The sequence below is a fragment of the Beijerinckia indica subsp. indica ATCC 9039 genome, assembly GCF_000019845.1.
GTDB lineage: Bacteria > Pseudomonadota > Alphaproteobacteria > Rhizobiales > Beijerinckiaceae > Beijerinckia > Beijerinckia indica.
This window is the reverse complement of the sequence record NC_010581.1, coordinates 1,534,902-1,559,512: the sequence shown is the minus strand read 5'-3', so window position 1 is coordinate 1,559,512 and position 24,611 is coordinate 1,534,902. Positions and strand designations below refer to the sequence as shown.

General features: G+C 57.5%; 24 protein-coding genes and 2 tRNA genes. 9 read left to right on the top strand and 17 right to left on the bottom strand.

What is annotated here, in order from left to right:
* Positions 1-109 precede the first annotated feature (109 nt).
* From rpoB to secE, 7 genes are all read right to left on the bottom strand, one after another.
* Positions 110-4,273: a DNA-directed RNA polymerase subunit beta gene (rpoB, locus tag BIND_RS06840; RefSeq protein ID WP_012384344.1), complete on the bottom strand. Its 4,164-nt coding sequence runs from the start codon at positions 4,271-4,273 to the stop codon at positions 110-112.
* A 415-nt stretch (positions 4,274-4,688) separates the two neighbouring features.
* The gene (rplL, locus tag BIND_RS06835; RefSeq protein WP_012384343.1) at positions 4,689-5,069 is read right to left on the bottom strand and encodes a 50S ribosomal protein L7/L12; all 381 of its coding nucleotides are present in this window, start codon (positions 5,067-5,069) and stop codon (positions 4,689-4,691) included.
* Positions 5,070-5,147: 78 nt separating this feature from the next.
* Positions 5,148-5,666, bottom strand: coding sequence for a 50S ribosomal protein L10 (rplJ, locus tag BIND_RS06830; protein ID WP_012384342.1), 519 nt, complete (start codon positions 5,664-5,666; stop codon positions 5,148-5,150).
* Between the two features lie 588 nt (positions 5,667-6,254).
* A complete protein-coding gene (rplA, locus tag BIND_RS06825) occupies positions 6,255-6,950 on the bottom strand; it encodes a 50S ribosomal protein L1 (RefSeq protein ID WP_012384341.1) in 696 nt (231 codons plus the stop codon).
* Between the two features lie 6 nt (positions 6,951-6,956).
* Positions 6,957-7,385, bottom strand: coding sequence for a 50S ribosomal protein L11 (gene rplK, locus BIND_RS06820; RefSeq protein ID WP_012384340.1), 429 nt, complete (start codon positions 7,383-7,385; stop codon positions 6,957-6,959).
* 228 nt (positions 7,386-7,613) lie between these two features.
* Positions 7,614-8,144: a transcription termination/antitermination protein NusG gene (nusG, locus tag BIND_RS06815; protein ID WP_012384339.1), complete on the bottom strand. Its 531-nt coding sequence runs from the start codon at positions 8,142-8,144 to the stop codon at positions 7,614-7,616.
* Between the two features lie 55 nt (positions 8,145-8,199).
* A complete protein-coding gene (secE, locus tag BIND_RS06810) occupies positions 8,200-8,391 on the bottom strand; it encodes a preprotein translocase subunit SecE (RefSeq protein ID WP_012384338.1) in 192 nt (63 codons plus the stop codon).
* Between the two features lie 248 nt (positions 8,392-8,639).
* Between secE and BIND_RS21600 the strand changes: the two genes are divergently transcribed.
* The 3 genes from BIND_RS21600 (at position 8,640) to accC (ending at position 10,854) form a co-directional block, all read left to right on the top strand.
* A complete protein-coding gene (locus BIND_RS21600; protein WP_012384337.1) occupies positions 8,640-8,816 on the top strand; it encodes a hypothetical protein in 177 nt (58 codons plus the stop codon).
* Entirely contained in the window at positions 8,813-9,271 is a 459-nt protein-coding gene (locus tag BIND_RS06805; protein WP_012384336.1) for an acetyl-CoA carboxylase biotin carboxyl carrier protein, read from the top strand. The genes BIND_RS21600 and BIND_RS06805 overlap by 4 nt, the downstream gene beginning before the upstream one ends.
* A 221-nt stretch (positions 9,272-9,492) precedes the next feature.
* Positions 9,493-10,854, top strand: a complete 1,362-nt coding sequence (accC, locus tag BIND_RS06800) for an acetyl-CoA carboxylase biotin carboxylase subunit (RefSeq protein WP_012384335.1) — start codon at positions 9,493-9,495, stop codon at positions 10,852-10,854.
* A 9-nt stretch (positions 10,855-10,863) separates the two neighbouring features.
* Here accC and BIND_RS20065 read toward each other — a convergent pair whose 3' ends face one another.
* The 3 genes from BIND_RS20065 to BIND_RS06785 form a co-directional block, all read right to left on the bottom strand.
* Positions 10,864-11,934 carry a sensor histidine kinase gene (locus tag BIND_RS20065; RefSeq protein ID WP_012384334.1) on the bottom strand — a complete coding sequence of 357 codons (1,071 nt, stop codon included), beginning with the start codon at positions 11,932-11,934 and terminating at the stop codon, positions 10,864-10,866.
* 83 nt (positions 11,935-12,017) lie between these two features.
* Positions 12,018-12,091: transfer RNA gene (locus BIND_RS06790), tRNA-Gly, on the bottom strand.
* A gap of 104 nt (positions 12,092-12,195) precedes the next feature.
* Positions 12,196-12,280: transfer RNA gene (locus BIND_RS06785), tRNA-Tyr, on the bottom strand.
* A gap of 316 nt (positions 12,281-12,596) precedes the next feature.
* Between BIND_RS06785 and rlmB the strand changes: the two genes are divergently transcribed.
* Positions 12,597-13,478 (top strand): 23S rRNA (guanosine(2251)-2'-O)-methyltransferase RlmB, encoded by an 882-nt coding sequence (gene rlmB, locus BIND_RS06780; RefSeq protein ID WP_012384333.1) that lies wholly within the window; start codon positions 12,597-12,599, stop codon positions 13,476-13,478.
* A gap of 19 nt (positions 13,479-13,497) precedes the next feature.
* On the opposite strand, the gene BIND_RS20060 is transcribed toward rlmB, so the two are convergent.
* Positions 13,498-14,097 carry a copper chaperone PCu(A)C gene (locus BIND_RS20060; protein ID WP_012384332.1) on the bottom strand — a complete coding sequence of 200 codons (600 nt, stop codon included), beginning with the start codon at positions 14,095-14,097 and terminating at the stop codon, positions 13,498-13,500.
* Between the two features lie 413 nt (positions 14,098-14,510).
* Here BIND_RS20060 and BIND_RS06770 point away from each other — a divergent pair, with 413 nt between their 5' ends.
* Positions 14,511-16,217 carry an MFS transporter gene (locus tag BIND_RS06770; protein ID WP_012384331.1) on the top strand — a complete coding sequence of 569 codons (1,707 nt, stop codon included), beginning with the start codon at positions 14,511-14,513 and terminating at the stop codon, positions 16,215-16,217.
* Positions 16,218-16,263: 46 nt separating this feature from the next.
* Here BIND_RS06770 and BIND_RS06765 read toward each other — a convergent pair whose 3' ends face one another.
* Positions 16,264-16,719, bottom strand: a complete 456-nt coding sequence (locus tag BIND_RS06765; RefSeq protein ID WP_012384330.1) for a carboxymuconolactone decarboxylase family protein — start codon at positions 16,717-16,719, stop codon at positions 16,264-16,266.
* 147 nt (positions 16,720-16,866) lie between these two features.
* Between BIND_RS06765 and BIND_RS06760 the strand changes: the two genes are divergently transcribed.
* A complete protein-coding gene (locus BIND_RS06760; RefSeq protein WP_244395976.1) occupies positions 16,867-17,562 on the top strand; it encodes a cupin domain-containing protein in 696 nt (231 codons plus the stop codon).
* A 36-nt stretch (positions 17,563-17,598) separates the two neighbouring features.
* Here the strand turns inward: BIND_RS06760 and BIND_RS06755 are convergent, their stop codons facing one another.
* From BIND_RS06755 to BIND_RS06745, 3 genes are all read right to left on the bottom strand, one after another.
* On the bottom strand, positions 17,599-18,168 hold the full coding sequence (locus tag BIND_RS06755) for a hypothetical protein (RefSeq protein ID WP_012384328.1): 570 nt from the start codon (positions 18,166-18,168) through the stop codon (positions 17,599-17,601).
* Between the two features lie 140 nt (positions 18,169-18,308).
* The gene (locus tag BIND_RS06750; protein WP_012384327.1) at positions 18,309-18,647 is read right to left on the bottom strand and encodes a rhodanese-like domain-containing protein; all 339 of its coding nucleotides are present in this window, start codon (positions 18,645-18,647) and stop codon (positions 18,309-18,311) included.
* 304 nt (positions 18,648-18,951) lie between these two features.
* Positions 18,952-19,833, bottom strand: a complete 882-nt coding sequence (locus BIND_RS06745; protein WP_012384326.1) for a hypothetical protein — start codon at positions 19,831-19,833, stop codon at positions 18,952-18,954.
* A 275-nt stretch (positions 19,834-20,108) separates the two neighbouring features.
* Here BIND_RS06745 and BIND_RS06740 point away from each other — a divergent pair, with 275 nt between their 5' ends.
* The gene (locus tag BIND_RS06740) at positions 20,109-20,990 is read left to right on the top strand and encodes a TIGR01459 family HAD-type hydrolase (protein WP_041778551.1); all 882 of its coding nucleotides are present in this window, start codon (positions 20,109-20,111) and stop codon (positions 20,988-20,990) included.
* Between the two features lie 161 nt (positions 20,991-21,151).
* Positions 21,152-22,132 carry a bifunctional riboflavin kinase/FAD synthetase gene (locus BIND_RS06735; RefSeq protein WP_012384324.1) on the top strand — a complete coding sequence of 327 codons (981 nt, stop codon included), beginning with the start codon at positions 21,152-21,154 and terminating at the stop codon, positions 22,130-22,132.
* Here the strand turns inward: BIND_RS06735 and murI are convergent.
* Positions 22,127-22,981: a glutamate racemase gene (gene murI / locus BIND_RS06730; protein WP_148210579.1), complete on the bottom strand. Its 855-nt coding sequence runs from the start codon at positions 22,979-22,981 to the stop codon at positions 22,127-22,129. The genes BIND_RS06735 and murI overlap by 6 nt on opposite strands.
* A gap of 254 nt (positions 22,982-23,235) precedes the next feature.
* Complete coding sequence (locus BIND_RS06725) at positions 23,236-24,051, bottom strand: RNA methyltransferase (protein ID WP_012384322.1); 816 nt, start codon at positions 24,049-24,051, stop codon at positions 23,236-23,238.
* Positions 24,052-24,251: 200 nt separating this feature from the next.
* Here BIND_RS06725 and BIND_RS06720 point away from each other — a divergent pair, with 200 nt between their 5' ends.
* On the top strand, positions 24,252-24,506 hold the full coding sequence (locus BIND_RS06720; protein ID WP_041777973.1) for a hypothetical protein: 255 nt from the start codon (positions 24,252-24,254) through the stop codon (positions 24,504-24,506).
* Positions 24,507-24,611: the final 105 nt, after the last annotated feature.

Below are 24,611 nucleotides of genomic sequence, written 5' to 3'. Positions count from 1 at the left end.
CATCAGCGCAAGAGCCGTGGCCACTGGCCGGAAATCTGTTCCTTCGCAAAGAGGGTTCAGCGAAGGGTTGGAGGATGGAGGACCGCCTAGCCCTCCCATCCTCCTGCAATTATTCGGCGGCTTCAGCCGGCGGTTGTTCCGGCGACGGCTGTTGTTGCTGCTGATCGGTCAATTTTGGAGCCATATTCAATTCGACATTGAGGCCGAGCGAACGCATTTCCTTGACCAGCACGTTGAAGCTTTCCGGAATACCGGATTCGAAAGCATCATCACCGCGCACGATCGATTCATAGACCTTGGTACGACCCGCGACGTCGTCCGACTTCACGGTCAGCATTTCCTGCAGCGTATAGGCCGCACCATAAGCTTCGAGCGCCCAGACTTCCATTTCGCCGAAGCGCTGGCCACCGAACTGCGCTTTGCCGCCCAATGGCTGTTGCGTCACGAGGCTGTACGGACCGATCGAACGCGCATGGATCTTGTCATCGACGAGATGATGCAGCTTCAACATATAAATGTAGCCGACCGTCACCTTACGGTCGAAGGCCTCGCCAGATCGGCCATCGTAAAGCGTGACCTGACCGGAATGATCGAGCCCCGCCTCCTCGAGCATGGCAACGATATCCTTCTCACGCGCGCCATCGAACACAGGCGTGGCAATAGGAACACCGCGGCGCAGATTTTCACCGACCTCGACCAATGTCTCTTCATCGAGAGCGCTGATCTGCTCCCGTTGACCTTCACCATAGATCTCGATCAGCTTGTCGCGGATCGGCTGCGTATCCTGCTGCCTGAGATAGGCATTGACCGCCTCGCTCACCTGCTTGCCAAGCCCTGCGCAAGCCCAGCCGAGATGCGTCTCGAGAATCTGCCCGACATTCATGCGCGAAGGCACGCCGAGCGGATTGAGCACGATATCGACCGGCTGACCGTCGGCCAGGAAGGGCATGTCCTCCTGCGGCACGATCTTGGAGACGACACCCTTGTTGCCATGACGGCCCGCCATTTTGTCGCCGGGCTGGATCTTGCGCTTGATGGCGACAAAGACCTTGACCATTTTCATAACGCCAGGCGGCAGTTCGTCACCGCGCTGGAGCTTTTCGACCTTGTCGAGAAAGCGGTTTTCCAGTCCTTTTTTGGCCTCGTCATATTGCTTGCGCATGGCTTCGATCTCGGCCATGAGCTGATCGCTTTCGATGGCGAACGTCCACCATTGAGAACGAGGATATTCCTCGATCACCGAGCGCGACAGCACCGTCTCCTTCTTGAAGCCCTTGGGGCCGGCAATCGCCTTCTTGCCATCCAGAAGATCAATGAGGCGCGTATAGACGTTGCGGTCGAGGATCGCGAGTTCGTCGTCACGGTCCTTCGCGAGACGCTCAATTTCCTCGCGCTCGATCGCTTGAGCTCGTTCGTCCTTGTCGACGCCGTGCCTGTTGAAGACACGAACTTCGACGATCGTCCCTTGCACGCCCGGAGGCACACGCAGGGACGTGTCGCGAACGTCAGAGGCCTTCTCACCGAAAATGGCGCGCAGCAGCTTTTCTTCCGGCGTCATCGGGCTTTCGCCCTTCGGCGTGATCTTGCCGACGAGAATATCGCCCGCCTGAACCTCGGCACCGATATAGACGATGCCGGCCTCGTCGAGATTCTTCAAAGCCTCTTCCGAAACATTCGGAATATCGCGAGTGATTTCCTCCGGGCCGAGCTTCGTATCGCGTGCCATCACTTCGAATTCATCAATATGGATCGAAGTGAACACGTCATCCTTGACGATCCGCTCGTTGAGCAGGATCGAGTCCTCGAAATTATATCCGTTCCAGGGCATGAAGGCGACGAGCACATTGCGGCCGAGCGCCAGATCACCCAGATCGGTCGAGGGACCATCGGCGATAATATCGCCCTTGCGCACGAAATCGCCGACGCGGACCAAAGGCTTCTGGTTGACGCAGGTCGATTGGTTCGAACGCTGGAACTTCATCAGCCGGTAGATATCGACACCCGGCTTGCCGGCATCGGTCTCTTCCGTGGCGCGAATGACGATACGGGTCGCATCGATCTGGTCGATATAGCCCGTGCGCCGCGCGGCAATGGCCGCCCCGGAATCGCGTGCCACAACCGCTTCCATACCGGTCCCAACCAGCGGCGCATCGGCTTTCACCAGAGGCACAGCCTGGCGCTGCATGTTCGAGCCCATCAGCGCGCGGTTGGCGTCATCGTTCTCAAGGAACGGGATCAAGGCCGCGGCGACCGAGACGAGCTGTTTCGGCGACACATCCATGAAGTCGACACGCTCGCGCGGTACCATGATCACATCGCCGGCATGACGGCAGACGATCAGATCCTCGACGAGGCCACGATCCGCATCAACCTTGGCATCGGCCTGGGCGACGTAATATTTGCTCTCTTCCATCGCCGAAAGATAGACGACGTCATCGGTGACGTGATTATCCCTGACCCGGCGATAAGGCGCCTCGATAAACCCGTATTTATTGACACGCGCGAAGGTCGCGAGCGAGTTGATAAGACCGATATTCGGGCCTTCCGGCGTCTCGATCGGACAGATACGGCCATAATGGGTCGGATGCACGTCGCGCACTTCGAAGCCCGCGCGCTCACGCGTCAGACCGCCCGGTCCCAAGGCCGAGAGGCGCCGTTTATGCGTGATCTCGGACAGAGGATTGGTCTGGTCCATGAACTGCGACAATTGCGAGGAACCGAAGAATTCGCGGACGGAGGCCGCCGCCGGTTTCGCATTGATCAGATCCTGCGGCATGACCGTGTCGATATCGACCGAGGACATCCGTTCCTTGATGGCCCGTTCCATGCGCAGCAGGCCGAGGCGATATTGGTTCTCCATCAATTCGCCGACCGAGCGGACTCGGCGATTGCCGAGATGGTCGATATCATCGATTTCGCCACGTCCATCGCGCAGATCCACGAGCGCGCGCATGACGGCAACAATATCGGCTTTACGGAGAATACGCACCGTATCGGCCGCGTCGAGATCCATGCGCATGTTCATCTTCACGCGCCCGACCGCCGAGAGATCATAGCGCTCGGGATCGAAGAACAGGGAATGAAACATCGCTTCCGCAGTCTCGAGCGTCGGCGGCTCGCCAGGACGCATCACGCGATAGATGTCGAACAAAGCGTCTTCGCGCGAATTGTTCTTGTCGACCGCCAAGGTGTTGCGGATATAGGGTCCGATATTGATATGGTCGATATCGAGAACCGGGATCTCTTCGAAACCGGAATCGACAAGGGTCGTCAGTGTTTTCGCACTGATCTCCTCGCCGGCCTCGGCGAAGATCTCACCCGTCTGCGGATTATAGAGATCGCTGGCGATATATTGACCGTGCAGATCCTCGTCCTGTGCCTTGATGAATTTGAGGCCGCGCTCCGCCAATTGCCGCGCCGTGCGCACGGTGAGCTTCTTGCCCGCCTCCAGCACGACCTCGCCGCTTTCCGCATCGATCAGATCGATCGCCGCCTTCATGCCCTTCATGCGCTCTGCGTCGAAGGGAATGCGCCAGCCATCCTTATCGCGCGTATAGACGATGGTCTTGTAGAAAGTGGAGAGAATTTCCTCACCATCCATGCCCAGCGCATAAAGCACCGATGTCGCCGGAATTTTGCGGCGGCGATCGATACGCGCATAGACGATGTCCTTGGCATCGAATTCGATATCGAGCCAGGAACCGCGATAAGGGATGATGCGGGCGGCAAACAGGAGTTTGCCGGAAGAATGGCTTTTGCCTTTATCGTGATCGAAGAAAACGCCCGGCGAACGATGCATCTGCGAGACGATCACGCGCTCCGTCCCATTGACAATGAACGTACCATTCATCGTCATTAGGGGCATATCGCCCATATAGACATCCTGCTCCTTGATGTCCTTGACCGATTTCGCTCCCGTATCGGGGTCGACATCAAAGACGATCAGGCGCAAGGTAACCTTCAGCGGCGCGGCGAAGGTCATGCCGCGCTGACGGCACTCATCGACATCATATTTCGGCAGTTCGAATTCATATTTGACGAATTCGAGCAAAGCCGTGCCGGAGAAATCGGAAATGGGAAAGACCGATTTAAAAACCGATTGCAAGCCTTCGTCCGGTCGGCCGCCCTTCGGCTCGTCGACGAGCAGGAATTGATCGTAGGAGGCTTTCTGCACCTCGATCAGATTGGGCATTTCCGCAACTTCGCGGATATGGCCGAAGAATTTACGGACACGCTTGCGGCCGGTGAATGTCTGCGCCAAAGATTGAGCCATGTCGCTCCTCCACCTCGTTCTGTAGGGCGTTCCGCGCGAAGGAACGCCCTGTCCGCATCCGGCCCAAGTGCCGGCGGGGACCGAAATCTGCCTTCAGATTTCAAAAAATATCTGCTGCCAAAAATATATTGAACGGGTCGAAGTTACAGGCCATTAGGCCTCAAAGCTCAACCCTTCCCTAAACATTCAGCTCATATCGTCTTCGGCCTCTCTCGCAGTCCGCGATCCGGCCAGATTATTTTCCGTAAACACCCGGCAGATGTTCACGGAAAATGTCCTGGCAAACCGATTTCACACGCGGATTTCGCCCAAAGATTTCTCTCGGAGACGACGAGACGGTCTCGTGAAAACCCACGAGACCGTCCGCGAAACCCCGAAACCGCTTGTGCGAACACCGCCCAAGCGGATCGCGTTCTTACTTGAGTTCGACCTTCGCGCCGGCCTTTTCGAGAGCAGCCTTGATCTTCTCGGCTTCTTCCTTCGACACGCCTTCCTTGACGGGCTTGGGAGCAGCCTCGACGAGATCCTTGGCTTCCTTGAGGCCCAGGCCGGTCACGCCGCGCACTTCCTTAATGACTTCGATCTTCTTGTCACCGACGGCCGCGAGAACGACAGTGAATTCCGTCTGCTCTTCAACCGGAGCAGCAGCAGCGCCGCCAGCGGCGGGACCAGCAGCAACCGCAACGGCGGCAGCCGCCGAAACGCCCCACTTCTCTTCCAAAAGCTTGGCAAGCTCGGCCGCTTCGAGCACGGTCAGGCTCGAGAGGTCTTCGACGATCTTCGCTAAATCAGCCATATTCTTATCCTTCGATCTATCTAGAAAATTTATGTCGTACTCGTGCAAGATTAGACTGCCATCATCAGACGACTAGTCTCACGCTGCATCGTCCTTTGCGGCATAAGCGCCGAAGACCCGGGCCAGTTTGGCGGCGGGCGCCGTCGTAAGCTGGGCGAGCTTGGTGGCGGGGGCCTGGATGAGGCCGACCAGTTTGCCACGCAGCTCGTCGAGCGACGGCATGGTCGCGAGCGAACGAACACCATCGACATTCAATGCCGTCGTTCCCATGGCGCCACCGAGGATGACGAATTTATCGTGATCCTTGGCAAAGCCCACGGCGACCTTCGGAGCCGCGACCGGATCGTCCGAATAGGCGATCAGTGTCGGGCCTTTCAGCAAAGGAGAGATCGAAGACACCGGAGTGCCATCGAGCGCAATCTTGACGAGACGGTTCTTGGCGACCTGAACTGTGGCGCCAGATGCCCGCATCTGCTTGCGCAGATTTTGCATTTGCGCGACGGTCAGGCCGGAATAATGAGCAACGACCACGACCGATGTCTTTTGAAAGACATCGGCCAGAGCCGCAACGCTCTCTTTCTTTTCCGCTCTGTCCACAGTGCTTTCTCCTGACGCGGGCGAGAGAATCGCCCGCTGGTTGCATGCGCCGCCCTATTGCGAAACAAGTTTCGCGCATAGAACAGCCTGTGCCTGTCCCCGGAGCGACACGTCGCACCGGACAGAGGGATAGACCGACATCGAAGGAGGTAAGGAATAAAGCCTTAACCATCCGAAATCTGACGATTACCCCGTCTATGCTGGCCCCGCCTATGAACCGGATGGAACCGGATCATTGGAATGGAATTAAGCTCAAGGTTCCGCTAAAAGAACCAGAACGCCGGCAGTCTCGGACAGGACATGACAAAAAGGGACAGAGACCGAAGCCCCTACCCTTTTGTCTATCCACCCATGGGTCGTTCAAATGACCTCAAAAAAATCGAACTCAAAGATACCTTCCATGGGGTGCATCCGCCATTAATGAACATGGCGGAGGCTCTATGTAGCCCATCTCCTATCCCTTGCCAAGGGGTGATTGGAGGGGAGGAAAAAATTTCTTCAACTTGTCAAGTGAAGAATGGCGATCGCTGATACGCTCAATGTCAAAAAGAGAGGCCTCTCTTGGGAGCCTCTCTTGGGGTTTGACGCTTAAGCAGTCACCGTCGCAGGATCGATCTTAACGCCCGGCCCCATGGTCGAGGACAAGGCGACCCTTTGAATATAAGTGCCCTTGGCGCCCTGCGGCTTAGCCTTGGCGACAGCATCGACGAAAGCGGCAATATTCTCGAGGAGCTTTTCCGTCTCGAACGAAGCCTTGCCGACACTCCCCTGGATAATACCCGCCTTTTCGACGCGGAACTCGACCGCGCCACCCTTGGAGGCCTTCACGGCGCCAGCCACATCCATGGTGACGGTGCCAACCTTCGGGTTCGGCATCAGGCCGCGCGGACCGAGCACCTTACCGAGACGGCCGACCAGCGGCATCATATCTGGCGTCGCGATGCAGCGATCAAAGGCGATCGTACCACCCTGCACCGTGGCGACGAGATCCTCAGCACCGACAATATCGGCGCCGGCCGCCAGCGCCTCATCAGCCTTGGCGCCGCGCGCGAAAACGGCGACCCGCAGGGTCCGACCGGTTCCATTCGGCAGATTGACGACGCCGCGCACCATCTGATCCGCATGTTTGGGATCGACGCCAAGATTCATGGCGATTTCGACGGTCTCGTCGAATTTCGCATTGGCGCGTTCCTTGATGAGCTTGACGGCTTCATCAACGGGATAAAGCTTGACGCGGTCAATGCCTTCCCGATTCTTGACGACACGTTTTCCGACATGGGTCATCTGGGCTTACTCCACGACCTGCAAGCCCATGGAACGGGCCGATCCTTCGATCATCGTGGCTGCCGCATCCACGCTCTGACAATTCAAATCCGGCAGTTTCTTCTCGGCGATTTCACGCACTTGCGCCTTGGTCACCTTACCGATGAACCCGCGCCCGGTGGTTTTCGCGCCGGACTGAATGCCAGAAGCCTTTTTCAGAAAATAGGATACCGGCGGCAGCTTCATCTCAAAGGTGAAGGAGCGGTCGGCATAAGCCGTGATCACCACCGGAATCGGGGTGCCTTTTTCCATCTGCGCGGTCTTCGCATTGAAGGCCTTGCAGAATTCCATGATATTCAGACCACGTTGACCCAGAGCCGGACCAATCGGGGGCGCCGGTTTGGCGTCTCCTGCCGGCACTTGAAGCTTCACGTAACCCGCGATCTTCTTTGCCATTCTCCATTACTCCCAACAAGCCGGCCCATTGGTTTCACCAAGGACGCGGCACGTGTGTCCGGTGGTTCGACAAAAGCCCGCATGGCAGATCGGGGTTTCGTCTTCCACCTCTCGAATGCGAGGACGCTTATCTGTCCTCGCGGCTTCGCCCATGGAATGAAACCATGCGCAAACTCAAGCGAGCTTACTCACCTCGCAAAACTTAATCTCTCTTTTTAAGAAAAAGAGCTAAACCTTTTCAACCTGACCATATTCCAGCTCGACTGGAGTCGCGCGGCCAAAGATCGAAACGGCCACCTTGACGCGCGACCGGCTCTCGTCGACTTCCTCCACAATGCCATTGAAGGAAGCAAACGGCCCATCCGCCACGCGCACGGTCTCGCCGACCTCGAAGGAGACCGATGTTTTGGGCCGCTCGACCCCATCGGCCACCTGCCCCTTGATGCGATCCGCCTCCGCATCGGAAATCGGCATGGGCTTTTTGTCAGCGCCAAGAAAACCGGTGACCTTCGGCGTCTCCTTGATGAGATGGTAGAGCTCGTCGGTCAGATCGCATTTCACCAGGACATAGCCGGGAAAAAATTTGCGTTCGGAATTGATCTTGCGTCCGCGCCTGATCTCGACGACCTGCTCGGTCGGTACCAGGATTTCCTCGAATTTTTCGGTCAGGCCGCGCTGCGCCGCTTGTTCGCGAATCGATTCCGCGACCTTCTTCTCGAAGTTGGAATAAGCGTGGACGATATACCAGCGCATGCTCATAGGAAATCTCAAAACCCTTGATGAATAACAGCTTTAAGTCTCGAACGATCAGACCTTAATGGCCGAGACTGAGAATGAAGGTCACGATCAGGCGCAACGCTTGATCCACCGACACGAAGAATAGGCTCGCCACCAGAACCATGAGAATCACGAGGAGGGTCGTGATCAGGGTTTCACGCCGCGAAGGCCAAGTGACCTTGGTGGCTTCAGTGCGGACATCCTGCAGGAACTGGAACGGATTTGCCATGAATCTCGATGTTCAATGGAAAGGCCGGCGCGAGCGCCAAGCCAAAAAAATCAGGGCGCGGAGCCGGAAGGCCTCGCGCCATATCTCTCTACAAGTAGGGCCCCGGCAAGCAAAAGGCAATCCACTTTTTTCCCCTGCTTCATCGCGAGCAGGCTCGAGCTATTGAGCTTATAATGGATCTGATAGTGAGATTCGTTTCAGCGCGGATGCCCTATCGCCCTCTCTGAACCCAATCTCACGATCCGACCATGATTTTCAACCTTGACAAGCTTGCCCTGTATGCGCCCATCATCAGCATGATCCTCGTTCCAGACAAAGTGCTGAAAAAGATGGAGATTTTCGCCAGCGTGCCGGGGCCGCTCGATCAGGATTTTAAAAAGTGGCGAAAGATCAGGCTGTTCTCTAAGAAAGTCAAAGTGGTATGACAGAACCTAAGGCAGAGACGAACAAGGCGGTCGACATCGAGCTCGTCGAAACGGTCGCGGAAATCGTGACGCGTCTGGGCCTTTCCGAAATCGAGGTCGAGCAGAACGGCCTGCGGATTCGCGTCGCCCGGCAACTTGTGGCGGCGGCCGCGGCCCCCGTGGCGACGGCTCTTTCGCTCCCCGTCGCTGCGGCCCCCGCGGCCAATGGCGGAACCGAACATCCTGGTGCAATCAAATCGCCCATGGTCGGCACAGCCTATCTGCGTCCCTCACCCAGCTCGCCGCCCTTCATCGAACTTGGGGCACAAGTGAAAGTGGGTGACAAGCTCCTGCTGGTCGAAGCGATGAAGACCTTTAATGAAATCACCGCGCCACGGAATGGCACCGTCAAAGAAATCCTGGTCGAGGACGGTCAGCCGGTCGAATATGGCCAACCGCTTGTCATCATCGAATGAGCTCCCTGAATCAAACCGCTTGCAACCTTTATTGAAACCCTTAGTGATACCGACGGTCATTGAGAATGGCCGTTGGGATACTCTTGAATTTTGGCTATGCCTTTGAAAATTCAAGAACGAAGCCAAGAGTCGCTTACGCGTCCCTTGGGTTGAATTGCTCGGCGAGTGCATTGACGAGTTGCCTGGGATGAAGCGGCAGTGGCTGCTTCCAACGGATTCATATGTTCGACAAAATCCTCATCGCCAACCGGGGCGAAATCGCGCTGCGTATCCTGCGGGCGGCCAAGGAGCTCGGGATCGCGACTGTCGCGGTCCATTCGACGGCCGACGCCAACGCCATGCATGTCAGGCTGGCCGACGAATCCGTCTGCATCGGGCCTCCCCCGGCACGCGATTCCTATCTGAATATTCCCGCGATTCTCGCGGCCTGTGAGGTCACCGGCGCGGAAGCCGTGCACCCGGGCTACGGTTTTCTTTCAGAAAACGCGCGTTTCGCCGAGATCCTGGCCGAACATCACATTGCTTTTATCGGCCCCAAGGCGGAGCATATTCGCTTGATGGGCGATAAGGTCGAAGCCAAGCGCACGGCGCTCCGGCTCGGCATTCCCTGTGTGCCCGGCTCCGACGGCGCGATCCGAGACGAAGCCGAGGCCCTGGCTGTCGCCAAGACGCTGGGCTTTCCGGTGCTGATCAAGGCGGCGGCCGGCGGTGGCGGACGCGGCATGAAACTCGCCCGCACGGCTGAAGACCTGCCACTCGCTCTCTCGACCGCGAAGATGGAGGCCCTATCCGCCTTCGGCGACGATTCCGTCTATCTCGAGAAATATCTCGAGAAACCGCGCCATATTGAGGTCCAGATCCTGGGCGACGGCAAGGGCAAGGCGATTCATCTCGGCGAGCGCGATTGTTCCTTGCAGCGGCGCCACCAGAAGGTCTGGGAGGAAACACCCTCTCCCGCCTTGAATCAGGAGCAAAGGCCCCGCATCGGCGAGATTTGCGCACAGGCCATGCGCGATCTCGGCTATTCCGGTGCCGGAACCATCGAGTTTCTGTACGAAAACGGGGAATTTTATTTCATCGAAATGAATACCCGTATTCAGGTCGAACATCCCATCACCGAAATGGTCACGGGCGTCGATCTCGTCAACGAGCAGATCAAGATCGCGGCAGGCTCAACCCTCAGTCTGACCCAGGAAGAAGTCCTGTTCAGCGGGCATGCGATCGAATGCCGGATCAATGCGGAAAATCCTTCAACCTTTCATCCCTCGCCCGGCAAGATCGCCTATTATCATCCGCCGGGAGGCCTGGGTGTGCGCGTCGATAGCGCGGTCTATGCCGGCTATAAAATTCCGCCAAATTACGATTCTCTGGTTGGCAAGCTCATTGTCCACGCCAGGAACCGCAATGAGGCCTTAATGCGGCTGCGGCGCGCGCTCGATGAATGCGTCATCGACGGCATCGAAACGACCTTGCCCCTGTTTCGGACCCTGATCCGCAATACGGACATCCAGAATGGATCTTATGACATCCACTGGCTGGAGAAATTTCTCGCGACCGGTGGCATGGACGTCACGGATATTTAAAGCCGTGTCTTAAGATGGTTCTCCACCCCTTTCGTTTTGCAGGGGAATTAGGAGAACAAGGGCAAATCCTTCCGGCGCATAGCGAAGATCAATCTCGGCGTGAAATTGTCCGCCGAGAACCCGTTCGATCAGTTTGACGCCAAATCCCTTATGGTGGGGCGGTGAGACCCGCGGCCCGCCATGCTCCCGCCAATGAAGCCTCAACTGGCTCCTCTCACCGGTGTTTTGGAGCGACCAGCCAAGATCCAAGCGGCCGCCCGGCGTCGAAAAAGCCCCATGGTGCAGGGCATTGACCGCAAGTTCATGGAGGGCCATGCCGAGCATGACCGCCAGATCCGATGCGACGGCAACAGAGGGTCCACAGGCCTCAAAAGGACAGTTCAAGCGCTCCACGTGAGGAGCGAGAATGCCGGCCACGACAGCATCAAGGCGAATCGTTTGCCAATGTTCATCATTCAGAAGTGATTGAGCCTTGGCAAAGGCTCCGATCCGCGCGGTGAAGACGCTCTGGAAATCTGCCGGATTCACACAGGTGCGCGCGGTCAGGCTCATGATGGCTTGCACGACCGCAAGGCTATTCTTGATCCGGTGATTCATTTCATGAACCAGCCGTCCGACCATCCTCTCAGCTTCGCGCAGCCGATAGGATTCGTGCAGGATCATCGCCTGCGCCGCGAGCCTGTGCAAGCTTGTGATCTGGTCTGGCGAGAGCACACGCGGCCGGGGATCGAGCACACCCAGAAAGCCCGCTGTAGCCCCTTCCCGTGTCACCAGCGCGGCGCCCGCATAGAAACGGCAGAAAGGCGCCTCACGAACAAAAGGGTGAAGGCGCAAAGCTTCGTCGTCCGCGAGATCTTCGATGATTCGAAAAGGCTGCTGATTGAGCCCAAAGGCGCCGAGCCGGCCCGTGCACTCCACACGGGGTCCAATCCAGGCCTTCAGATGCTCGTTCATCTCATCCTGGAAAGCGATGAAAGCCATGGATGCGCCGCAGATCTGTGCGGCCAAGTGGCAGAGATCGTCCCAGGCGGCAATCGGCTCTTCTGCTAGGATTTTGCGTGTTTCCTCAAACAAGCTCATGAGCAGAAACGATTGGGTGAAAAGCCATGAGCACGAAGGATCGGGGCGTTCTCACAGTGAGAGAGAACGACCAGAAACCGTGTTGGAGCGGGTGAAGGGAATCGAACCCTCGTATTCAGCTTGGAAGGCTGCTGCTCTACCATTGAGCTACACCCGCCGATCACCGCGCCACTATGCAATGCGCGGAGAGGCTTAGCAATCCTCGTTTGACGATCGCTCACCAAAGCATCGCCCACCGAGCGCGGTCCTATCGAAAACTGGTGGTGGGGGAGGTAGGACTCGAACCTACGAAGGCATAGCCAGCGGATTTACAGTCCGCCCCCTTTGCCGCTCGGGACACTCCCCCAAAACCCACGGCAACAGCGAAGGGCGTGGGTTCTGGGGCCGCTTATGCGAAGCGCATCCTTTTCTGTCAACCGCAAATTATTAGCCTGCCATGATAAGAGCATGACAAACCGCTGCAAAGCTGTGCACAAGCGCCCTTCCGTTTACAAAGCACGTCCTTTTCCCGCATGATGACGCAGTGGATTCATTGCTCTTGGAATCGCTTCCGCGATCTCATCCATGGATAGAAGATCTTCGAATAAGATAATGATAAAAATAGAGAATAATAAACTCGTCGTCAGGGGGAATGCCGCGAATTCCTCATCCTGGAGCCCGGCATGAGCCGAATGGATTCATCGAAAACCCATCAATCGAGAGGCCCTACGGCCAAAAGATCCGAGACGAAACCGCCTCGCTCAAAACCTTGGGAGGGCCAGGGGGAGTCGCGCCCTCACCGCCCGAAATCGGCTCCGGCCTCCCAGGAAAAGAATCCCTCGCCTTTTCGGCAATCGAGCCCCGATGTTATTCTGCTGCATGGATTCCACGCCGTACGTGAGGCTTTGCGTTCGGACCAGCGAACCTGCCTAGCCCTTTACGCAACAGAAGCCGCCGCCGAGAAATTGGCGCCCGACTCAAAAGCGGCTGGACTTGCGCCCCATATCGTAACCGCTGAGGATCTTTCTAGAAGGCTCGGCTCGCAAACCGTCCATCAAGGTGTGTTGCTTGAAGCCCGCCCCCTCGAGCCCCTGGACATCACCGAAATCCCGACGCGCAGCGGCGTGGTGCTGGTCCTCGATCAGATCACCGACCCCCATAATGTCGGGGCGATTGTGCGGACAGCGGCGGCCTTCGACGTCGATGCCATCGTGACGACGGAGCGTCATGCGCCGGCACTCGGCGGGGTTTTGGCGAAAGCCGCTTCCGGCGGCCTCGAACACGTCCAGATCGTGCCCGTCGTCAATCTCGCCCGGGCTCTCGAAACCCTTGGGCGGCTGAATTATCTCCGCGTCGGCCTCGATTCGGCCGCGGAGGCCGATTTCACGCAACTTCCCCTGCAACGGCCCATTGCTTTGGTCCTCGGCGGCGAAGGGACGGGCCTGCGCCGCCTGACTCGGGAAAAATGCGATTTCCTGGCCCGTCTCGACATGCCAGGAAAGATAAAGAGCCTCAATGTTTCCAATGCTTGTGCCGTTGTCCTCACCTTAATCGGGAGGATTTAGATCAGCATTTCAGTGCGTTTCAATGATCGTGGTGATGCTCGGCGGGCGGTGCCGCCTTGCCGCCAAGTGCTTCGACGAGGAAGGTGATTTCGGCGGTCCCGGCCTTTTCAAAGGTCAAAGTCGCTTTGAAATGATCGCCCGCCTTGAGCGGTTCATGCAGCCCCGTCAGCATGAGGTGGAGGGAACCGGGCTTCAATTCCACGGTGTCGCCGGGCGGCAAAGCAATGCCTTCTGGCAATGCCCGCATGGAGACGACGCCATCCTCAGTCTTTGTCACATGGATTTCGGCGCGTTCGGCGACCGGTGTCACCACGCTAACCAGTCGATCAGGCGATTCGCCTTTATTGGTGATCTTCAGGAAAGCGCCACCAACTTGCGCATTGGGCGAGGTTTCACGCGCCCAGGGATGCTCAAGCCACAATGTCCCCACATGCTCGGTCCCCACATGCTCGCCACCATTCGTGACCGTCTCGGCCTGAGCAGCTGAGATGAGCGCGGTCGGGAGATTTGCGAGGCCGGGAGCAATTCCAAAGGCAGCAATCGCCATGTAAAAGGTGAGAGGCCGGATTTGGAATGAGCGTAAAGGCGCAAAATGTTCGGAAGCGGGGAGAAGAAACATCGCAGCCATTCCTCCTTTGCAACGAGAAAAAGTGAAATTTTCCCTTCCCGCCGAATCGGGAACGGCATGAAGCGGTATAAAAGTCGCAATCTTGCCAATCTGTTTTTCAAAGCAAAATGAATAATAGGAAAAGCAACCAAGAGAGGCGGATGACATGGCTTGAAATCACTTATGCGGCTAAACGCCGCATAAGTGAGTCTCCCTGCGCAATCCCCCATTTGGCCGAGACGGAAGGACGCACCGTTACTGGACAAGGGGTCGAGATCAGATTTAAGTGATCGTAATCCTGCAAGAACAGGTAGAAAGAAACGAGAGACCCAAAGGAAACAAGCCGCTAAGGCCGACCGTCTCTTCGTCATTTCCGTAAGCATCATAGGCGCGGGTGCCGCGTCCAATGGATATAGGGAGGGATTATGGTTTTTTCGACCAGTGCTGTGCGCCAGCACGTTGAAAAACGGCCGATGTCTTCAGCGGAACGAAAAGTAATTTTCGCCTCCTCGCTGGGAACGGTCTTTGAATGGTACGATTTTTATCTTTATGGCTCTTTGGCCAGTATCATCGGCGCTCAATTCTTTAGCCAATTTCCGAAAACCACTGCCGATATTTTCGCGCTTCTCGCTTTCGCGGCGGGTTTTCTCGTGCGCCCCTTCGGCGCTCTCGTCTTCGGCCGGCTGGGTGATCTCGTCGGACGTAAATATACCTTCCTGGTGACGATCCTGATCATGGGTCTGTCGACCTTCGTCGTCGGTCTTTTGCCGAATTACGATTCGATCGGCATTGCCGCGCCCATCATCCTGATTTCCGCCCGTCTTCTCCAGGGTCTCGCGCTCGGCGGTGAATATGGCGGGGCGGCCACCTATGTGGCGGAACATGCGCCGCATGGACGCCGCGGCTTTTACACCTCTTGGATTCAGACCACCGCGACGCTGGGCCTGTTCCTGTCCCTGCTGGTGATCCTGGGAACCCGCACCTTTTTTGGCGAAGCTCGTTTCGCTGAAATCGGCTGGCGTGTGCCCTTCATTGTTTCGGTCCTGCTGCTCCTCGTCTCCTTGTGGATTCGTCTGCAATTGAGCGAATCGCCGGCCTTCCTGAAAATGAAGGAAGAAGGCACCGTTTCCGAGAAGCCGCTGACGGAAGCTTTCGCCACCTGGTCGAATGCCAAAATCGCTTTGCTCGCCTTGTTCGGTCTCACCATGGGCCAAGGCGTCGTCTGGTACACGGGCCAGTTCTATTCCTTGTTCTTCCTGCAATCGATCTGCAAGGTCGACGGCTATACGGCCAATCTGCTCATCGCTTGGGCGCTTGTTTGCGGTACCGGATTCTTCGTCTTCTTCGGCTGGCTCTCCGATCATATCGGTCGCAAGCCCATCATCCTCACGGGCTGCTTGCTGGCTGCCCTGACCTATTTCCCGATCTATCGGGCGATTACCGCCAACGCCAATCCGGCTCTTGCTCAGGCCCTTGAAACGGTCAAAGTCAAGGTTGTGGCGGACCCGGCGGATTGCGGCAATCTCTTCAATCCCGTCGGTACGCGCGTCTTTACCAGCTCCTGCGATATCGCCCGCGACTTCCTGGCCAAGAGCGCGGTCCGTTATGAAATGGTGCCCGGGCCGGCTGGCAGCCCCGCGCAGATCGTCGCCGATGGCGTCAACGTCACCGCATTCGACTCGACGCAAGTCTCCAATGCGAAAACGGCCATGGCCGATTTCTCGAAAACAGCCACTGCGGCCCTCCAAGAGGCTGGCTATCCCAAGCCCAATGATCCGGGCATCATTCGGATGAAACATCCGTTCGATCTTTCGGAACCGCGTGTCTTACATTTGATCGGCCTGCTCGCCATTCTCGTCATCTATGTGACGATGGTTTATGGCCCGATCGCCGCGGCCCTCGTCGAATTGTTCCCGACGCGGATTCGGTACACGTCAATGTCCCTGCCCTACCATATCGGCAACGGCTGGTTCGGCGGTCTGCTGCCGGCCACGGCTTTCGCCATGGTCGCCCAGACAGGTGATATTTATTACGGCCTCTGGTACCCGATCATCTTCGCCGGCATCACGTTCGTCATCGGCTCCCTGTTCATTCCCGAAACCAAGGACCGGGACATTTACGCCGAGGATTAATGGGTCCTCCCGAGACCGGTCATGCCGGTCTCGGAAATCAAAATTTTCACCGGCTTTTCACGGCTTGCGGAATAGCCCGAAAACTAATCGCCAGCCGGTTGTAGGCATTCATCAAGCCGATCGCGATGGTCAAATCGACCAATTGTTTCTCATTAAAGTGCCGGGCGGCGGAGTCGAACTCCTCGTCCGGCACTTGCGTTTCGGCGACAAGCGTCACCACTTCCGCCCAGCGCAAGGCAGCCTGTTCCTCGTCCGAGAATAATTCCTTTGCTTCCTGCCATACCGGCACGAGCACAAGTTTTTCGATCCCCAAGCCATCCTTCAACAGATCGCGGCTATGCAAATCGATGCAATAAGCGCAGCCGTTGATGTGGGACACTCGTAAATAAACAAGGTCGATCAAGGCCTTGGAGAGGCCGGAATGCGCCACATAAGCATAGACGCCCCCCAGAGCCTTCACGCCGTCAGAGGCGATTTTGGTATAATCGAGACGTTGGGTCATCGGTTGATCCTCCTCTAAGCGTCGCCCGTTCATTCGGGTTCAGAAACGATGTTGTTTGATCTCGAGTGCTTCTCGTACCCATCGGATGAGGCTGCGCACTTCCTACAATCATGGCATAATCGACTTAGAGCCTCTTTTGATGAACTCATGAGTCCGATGAAGATCCGCGCTGATTTTTCACAAAAAGCCTTTCTGCTCCCCGGTGACGAGCCCTGGATTTCCTCACCGCAACCTGGTGTTGATCGCCAGATGCTCGACCGGATCGGAGAAGAGGTTGCCCGGGCGACAAGCCTCGTGCGTTTCGCTCCCGGCAGTTTCTTTCCGCATCACGTGCATGGTGGTGGTGAGGAATTTTTTGTGCTCGAAGGCACACTCGAAGATGAAAACGGCCGCTATCCGGCCGGCACTTATCTCCGTGACCCGATCGGTTCACAGCACACGCCCTTCACGAAGGACGGCTGCACAATTTTTGTGAAGCTTTGGCAGTTTTCGGCAAGCGACAAGCAACGGCAAGTCACCGAGAGCGCAGACATTCCTTGGCAGGCCGGCCCAAGCGAAGGTCTGACCCTCAAACCCCTCCATGAGTTCGATAGTGTCACGACATTCCTCCTCCATTTGGCGCCCGGTACGCGCTGGAAACACCAAACCCATCCGGATGGCGAGGAGATTCTGGTCCTCGAAGGGACGTTTTCCGATGAGGAAGGGGTCTATCCCGCAAGAAGCTGGATCAGGGAACCAGGCGGGCGCAGCCATAGCGCGCTTTCAGAAGCCGGCGCCACGCTTCTCGTGAAGACGGGTCATCTTGCCGCGCACCATCTCACGCTCGCATCGAACGCCGTTTGAAGAGGCACATTGCCAAGCAAAGTACAGGCTCCCAAGTCAAGCCAATGATACAACGGGCAAATCTGCCACGCGGACCAGTCCCTTCTGGCTTGTAAACGTCAAGGTCTGGCTGCTCGACTGGCTTTGGGAAACACCCGATATCTGATGCTCGCCGGTATCGTAGATCGTGATCTTGCCATTGTCGTCAATCGCCAGTCGGCGGATGCGCGGAAAAGCAGCATAGCGCAAGGCATTCTGGGAACCGACAGACGTCGGTTCTCCAAAACTCGCCGGCCACCATGCGGCTGAGGATTGCGATGTCGAACGATAGCTTACGGGCGCAGATTGTTCGGAGCCGGCTGGCTGGGGATGTTCTTTCAGAAATAAAGCGAGATCCGCGCAAAGCGCATCGAGCTTGGCTTTTAGGGCGGTATTGAACATATCGCCGACCATCGCCATTCCGGGAGACCATTGCGCCATGCCGCCGAAGGCTGGATGGCTGAACTGGGCCATTGAGCCACCCCCGGAGCGGAGAGCGGCAAGCACCGTTCTCACCGCATCAGCGGGAAGGGAATATTTGATGGCGAGGCGCATGACGATCGCCTCTTCGTCCCGATCGATAGCCATGAGTCCTCCTGTCCGCCTCTCTCCAATCTCTCGGAGTCAACGGTTCAGGATGAGCCATGTTCCCACTCAAAGAGCGGCCCCGCTTCACGACGCGTGAAGCGGGTTTGTAAAACGAAATAGAGAGAATGCTCTGGGGAAATCTATTTCTCGACCGTTTCGCCGGCTTGCGCCCAGGCCTGAAATCCACCCGGATAATGGGCCTTGATGTCATCGCGTCCGGCCGCTTGGGCGAGCCCAAGCGCGGTGAGGGACCGTCCCCCGGCGCGACAGGCCAAGACGACCCGCTGGCCCGGACCGGCATGCGGCAGGGCGCTGACATCGAATTTCTGCAAGGCATTCAGAGTCGCGCCAGGAATATGGCCTTCCGCATATTCATTGGGTTCGCGGACATCGACGAGAATGATGGAATGGTCGCCAAGTCCCTTCTTCAATTCATCGATGGAAACATTCTCAACGACTTTTGGTGCCGGACCCGCCATTCACATATTCCTTCTCAAAGACCAGAGCATGATTGGAAATATCCACTCATACTTCAGAACTGTTGCGCCAGGACAGCGCGAATGGGCAAAGCTTTTAGCGCATCAGGAGGAAGAGAGGGAAACGGTTTTTAGCTTTCCCCCTAAAAATACATATTGTCCATGGATAATATGTTCTGATCTTTGACTGGAGCATTGCGTCTCGTATCGAGAATCCCAGATTCTCGATACGTCACTTTTAAAACCGTATCCACTTGTCCTCATTGGATCGCGATGAGCCGCGCTTCAATGAGGGTGGATACTAGGCTCAGAACCGATACCAAAGGGCAAGCAAGGGACCAAATTCACGACCCGCATTGGTTCCCGCAACCGTTATGAAGCTGCCACCTTGCACCGACCATTGCGACGTCAAATCATAGACAAGGCTTATCTGGAACTTGTGCCAGGATTGGCGGGGCCAAACCTTTGTCTGATTGCTAAAGATGGTGCTGAAATTCTGAATCAGGGCAAGCAAACGCGGAATCGGACGCCCGCCCACGGTCAGATCCACGTGCCATTCGCCAGGCTGCGCATGGCCAAAGAAACGATAGCCGAAAGCCGCTTCCAGAAAGACGGGGACCGCTTCCAATTTAAACCCATGCGCCGCGGCCAGATGGAGATCGGCGCCCGCCGCGCGCCGGGCTTGAATGAGAGCGGCCCCTTGCGTGAAAGGCGGACTGGGGCTCAGCAAACTCGTCTCGAACGAGAGAATATCCCAATCCGAACGCAACAGACCGATGCGCGCGCCGATCATGCTTTGCCCTAAGCCGTCATAGGTAAAACCAGGCTTGCCGGAACGAATATGATCGTAGGAGGGAGAGGCAACCAAGGTTACCCGCTCATGGAGCCCATATTCGAGATAAGTGCCGAGTTCGAATTTGCGATAGGAGGGAACGGGAATGACGCGGCCATGCGCGTCGAAAGCCCGGCTCGAGCCGGAAAACGTCATGCCTCCTATGACCTGTCCCGCGCCGGGAGGCAAAAGAAAGGCGCCCGCCCAGGCCGAACCCCAAAAAGGTGCCAGAGCCGCAAGGCCCAGCACGGAAGCGCTGATCAGAAAACTCCAGCCGCCCGGAGAAAAGGGGGCTTCCGTTGCGGCCTCGTCGTGGGCCTTCATCTGGAATGGGGGCTGTTCGTCCAACGGGAACATAGCAAGTCTCGAAACCTCTCGAAGGAGGTTTGAGCTGTATATGTAAATAATTTATATTATGATTTCCTCCGGCAAGCGATATATAAATATAAGCTATAATGCTGCCGCTCTCTTTTGGCGCCTCCCACCGCCCAAAACCCGGCCCAAAACCCGGCAAACCGCAAAAATCCAGCCGATCCTTGACTTGCCCTGCCGCATCCTACAGCCTTGACGGGTGAGCGCGGCTTCCACACCGGCCGGCTTCCATCCCTAACCGCATGGATCAAGAGCCTCGCTTGCCCGATTCTCCACATAAACTTTCTGGTCTCCATGACCTCGCCGCCAATTATGACGTGATCCTAAGCGACGTCTGGGGCGTGATTCACAATGGCATTCATGCCTTCCCCAAGGCCTGCGACGCTCTGCAACGGTTCCGCCACCAAGGGGGCAAAGTGATCCTTCTGACCAATGCCCCACGGCCGGGGCAAGTGATCATTACCCAGCTCGACGGGTTCGGTGTGCCGCGTGACGCTTATGACGGCATCGTGTCATCAGGGGATATAACCATTAGCCTGATCAAGGAACGGCAAGCCCTTTCCCTCTTCAAGATCGGGCCGCGGAGCGACGATGTTCTTTACACCGAGGCGGAACGGCACATCGTCACGCCACTGCGCTTTGCTCCCGCCGATCAGGCGGATTATCTCGTCTGCACAGGCCTGTTCGATGAACTCCGGGAGAGGCCCGAGGATTATGATCCTCTCCTGCGAGCGCCAGCGGCGGCCGGCCGCGAATTGATCTGCGCCAATCCTGATATTGTGGTGCGGATCGGCGATGAACTCGTCGCCTGTGCCGGCGCGATCGCCGAACGCTACCAGGCTTTGGGCGGCAAAGTCTTGCAGGCCGGCAAGCCCTTCGATGCGATCTATGTCCGGGCTTTGAGTCTGGCGGGCCGAACGCCAAGCCAATCTTCGCGTGTCCTCGCCATTGGCGATGCGATGCATACCGATATCGAGGGGGCACACCGGCAAGGCCTTGACAATGTGTTCATCACCTCGGGGATTCACCGCTCCGTTCTGCATCATCCAGAACGCGGCGATCTCGATGCCGCTGCGCTGCGGCAATTCCTGCAAGGGTCCGAGGCCCCGCCCATGGCCGTCATGCCGGAACTCATCTGGTAGCCTTTGCCGTTTGGCAAAAATTGGCGACGCAAACGCTTGACGCCATCAAATCAGCGAGGCAGGGTCCGGCCCGGCTCGGACATTCCGAGCCGCAAGAGGCCGGCCACAAGAGGCCATGGCCTCAGCCCATTCGCTTTGTTGATTGATCCCTGGTCGTTCCCTTGACCGATTCCCCAGCGCAAAAACCGTTCATCCTCGCCGTCGATCCTCAGGAGCCGCCTGCGGGCCTTGCCGGCGCGGTTATCGCCATCGGCAATTTCGATGGCGTTCATCGCGGCCATCTCGCCGTGATCAAACGCGCGGAAGCCCTCGCCGCACGGCTTGGCCGGCCCTGCGCGGTTTTGACGTTCGAGCCGCATCCGACCGATTATTTCAGTGGCGACCACTCAGTTTTCCGGCTGACCCCGCTCAAGGACAAGGCCAAAACCCTTGAACGCCTCGGCCTCGATGGAATGATCGTCATTCCCTTCAATGCCGGACTCGCCTCCCTGGCGGCTGAAGATTTCGTGACGGAGATTTTGCTGCGCCGGCTGGCCGTTTCAGCCGTCGTCGCCGGCTATGATTTCCATTTCGGCGCTGGACGCAAAGGCACGCCGGATTTCTTGAAACAGGCCGGCCAACGCCATGGATTCGAGGTTGAGATCGTCGAACGCATTGCCTCGGATGCGGAAAACAGTACGGAAGCCGCCTCTTCCACCGGCACGCGGCTGGCCCTCGAGACGGGAGATGTCGATCATGCCACGCATCTCCTCGGCCATCCCTATACGATAACGGGCGAGGTTCTACATGGACAGGAACTCGGCCGCCAACTCGGTTTTCCGACCGCCAATCTTCGCCCCGACCCAAGCTGCCGCCTGCGCCATGGCGTCTATGCGGTGCGTGCGCTGATCGAGGGAGAGGTGCCGGAGCGCATGCATGAAGGCGTCGCCAATTACGGCCGCCGGCCAACCGTGGACCATGGCGCGCCTCTTCTGGAAATCTTCCTTTTGGATTTTACCGGCGATCTCTACAGCAAAATCGTGGAAGTCTTCTTCATCGGCTTCATTCGTGGCGAGGAGAAATTCGCCTCGCTTGATGCTTTGAAGGCGCAGATCGCCAAGGATGTCGAAAGCGCGCGCGCGATCCTCAAGAAACATTCATAAGGCTGATCGCGCCGGCATTGGCCAGGGGAATGGATCAACCTCATCCGGCTCCAAGCCACGCATGCGTAATACAGCCTCGAGGGCAGGACTCAACGGCCCGCCCTTGGTGAAGAAGACGCGATGCCGCACACCCTCTTCCACCCGGCCCTCTGAACGAAATCCCAGCTCTTCGCGCAAGACGTAATCAAGGCGCCGAGCGATGGCCGGCGCGGGATCGATCCATTCGACCGGCCAAGGCGCAAGTCTTTGGAAATGATCGGTCAAGAGAGGGAAATGCGTGCAGGCCAGGACCACGCAATCGGTGCGGCGTCCATCGAAATCCACGAAACAGGGCGCGATCTCATGCGCGATCGCTTCATCCGGCACGCTCTCACCCTTCATCATGGCTTCGGCAAGACCGGCGAGCTTACGCGAGCCGACCAGGGTCACCGCACAATGGGAGGCATAAGTGCGCACGAGTTCATGCGTGTAATCGCGTGCGACTGTGCCTGGCGTCGCCAGAACCGAAATCAGATGCGAGCGTGATATTTCGCCCGCCGGTTTGACCGCAGGCACCGTGCCAACGAAGGGCAAATCGGGATAAGCGGCGCGCAGATGCGGCAGCACCAAGGTCGAGGCGGTATTGCAAGCAATGACCACCGCATCCGGCGCATAGGAGGCAATCAGGCGCCCCATCACATCGAGCACGCGTGTGATCAGGGCCTCTTCGCTCATCGCCCCATAGGGGAAGGCGGCATCATCAGCCGCATAAAGATAATCGGCCTGCGGACGCAGACGCAAAATTTCCGCGAAGACGGTGAGGCCACCGAGCCCTGAATCGAAAATCAATAGCCGAGGCGCACGCATCATCGAAAGCATCATATCCGAGGAAAACACCGCTTTCGGGTTCACTGCTCCACCCAAGCCGACAAAAGGCGCACAGACGGCTGTTCCGGCGGCTTGCGAGCTTCGGGTCTCAGCGAAGGCTGCGCTCCCGATGGCCCTGCTTAAGACAAAAGCCTGGAAAAGCCAATTGATCCGGGCGGCGACATCTCCATTGCGGAGCAGTCAACGCACGGCACCCGTATCAAAGGCGATAATTATTGATTTTTGGTATAACGCGGTCAGTCTTGATGATCGTCGGCCCGACGGGTGACGAGCGCGCGCGGACCCTCGACGAGCCGCACGACCATGCCGCGCAAGGTCCGCACATCCTGCTCGCTCAAATGCATGCGGTGGAAAATATTGCGCAAATTGCGCCGCATGACGGGCGCCTTGCCGGCCGGTCGGAAGAAGCCCGATCGGTCGAGTTCGCCTTCGAGATAGTCGAAAAAGGACAAGATCATCTCGCGGGGCGCCGGCGGCGAATAATCAGCCAGCTGAAACGGCGCCTCGGCATTATGGGCCGCCTGAAACCATTCATAGCCGGTCAAAAGGACTGCCTGCGCCAGATTGAGCGAGGCATAGGCGGGATTGACCGGAAAGGTGAGAATCGCGTCGGCAAGCGCAATATCGTCATTGGCAAGGCCCGTGCGCTCAGGCCCGAACAAGATGCCCTGCCGCTCCCCCAGTGCCAGCCGAGCCGCGTTTTCGGGCATAGCCTGCGCAGGTGTCGCGACGCGCTTGCACTGGCCGCGCTCGCGCGCCGTGGTCGCCCAGATAAAATTCAAATCGGCGACCGCTTCCGGCAAGGTGGCATAAAGTTTCGCCGAGGCCAGAAGATGCACCGCGCCGGCCGCCGCGGCTTCCGCTTCGTCCTTGAAACGCCCTTCTCGCGGCCAACCTTCACGCGGGGCAACGAGACGCAGGTCGGACAGGCCGAAATTCGCCATGGCTCGCGCGCACATGCCGATATTGACCGCGAGCTGTGGCCGCACGAGGATGATGGCGGGGCCGCCAGCGACATTCTCACGACTGTGATCGGTACCGGCTCCGGTCATCGCGGCCGGTCTCCAGCGCAACACAACCAGGGGAAAGCGTCCCCTGTCTCACTTTGGATCATCATCGCGTTCCCGCTACCCAATTTTCACGCCCTGGCATGAATTAGCCTTGGACGCGGCACCAAATCGGCTTGCGGAACCAAGTCATATATGCGACTGATCCATAGAGGCTTTGCTCTGGGGAGCCAATGGTGCATAGGATGAAATCGTTCCACAAGATCCTTTTCGCCCTGATGGCGTTTGGCGTGATCCTGACCTCCGGTCTCGCCGTGAAGGCTGATTCCCTCGGCAGCAGAAGTGATAGCCTCGGCTTTTTCGGCCGGCCCTATCCTTACGGCTATGTGGTCCATGAACCGCGCGACGAATGTCTGCAGACCGAGACTATCGAGACCCCGGAAGGTCCGCGCCAGAGATTTATCAATGTCTGCGAGAATCCGTTGCACTCGCGCTATTGATGACGGGGATTTTCCTTCTGTCGTGGCCCAAAATGGTTTCCATTCCCGGGTCCAATAGTTAAGACAGAGGGAAACCCTCAGGAAGAAATGCTCTGGCGCTCAAGC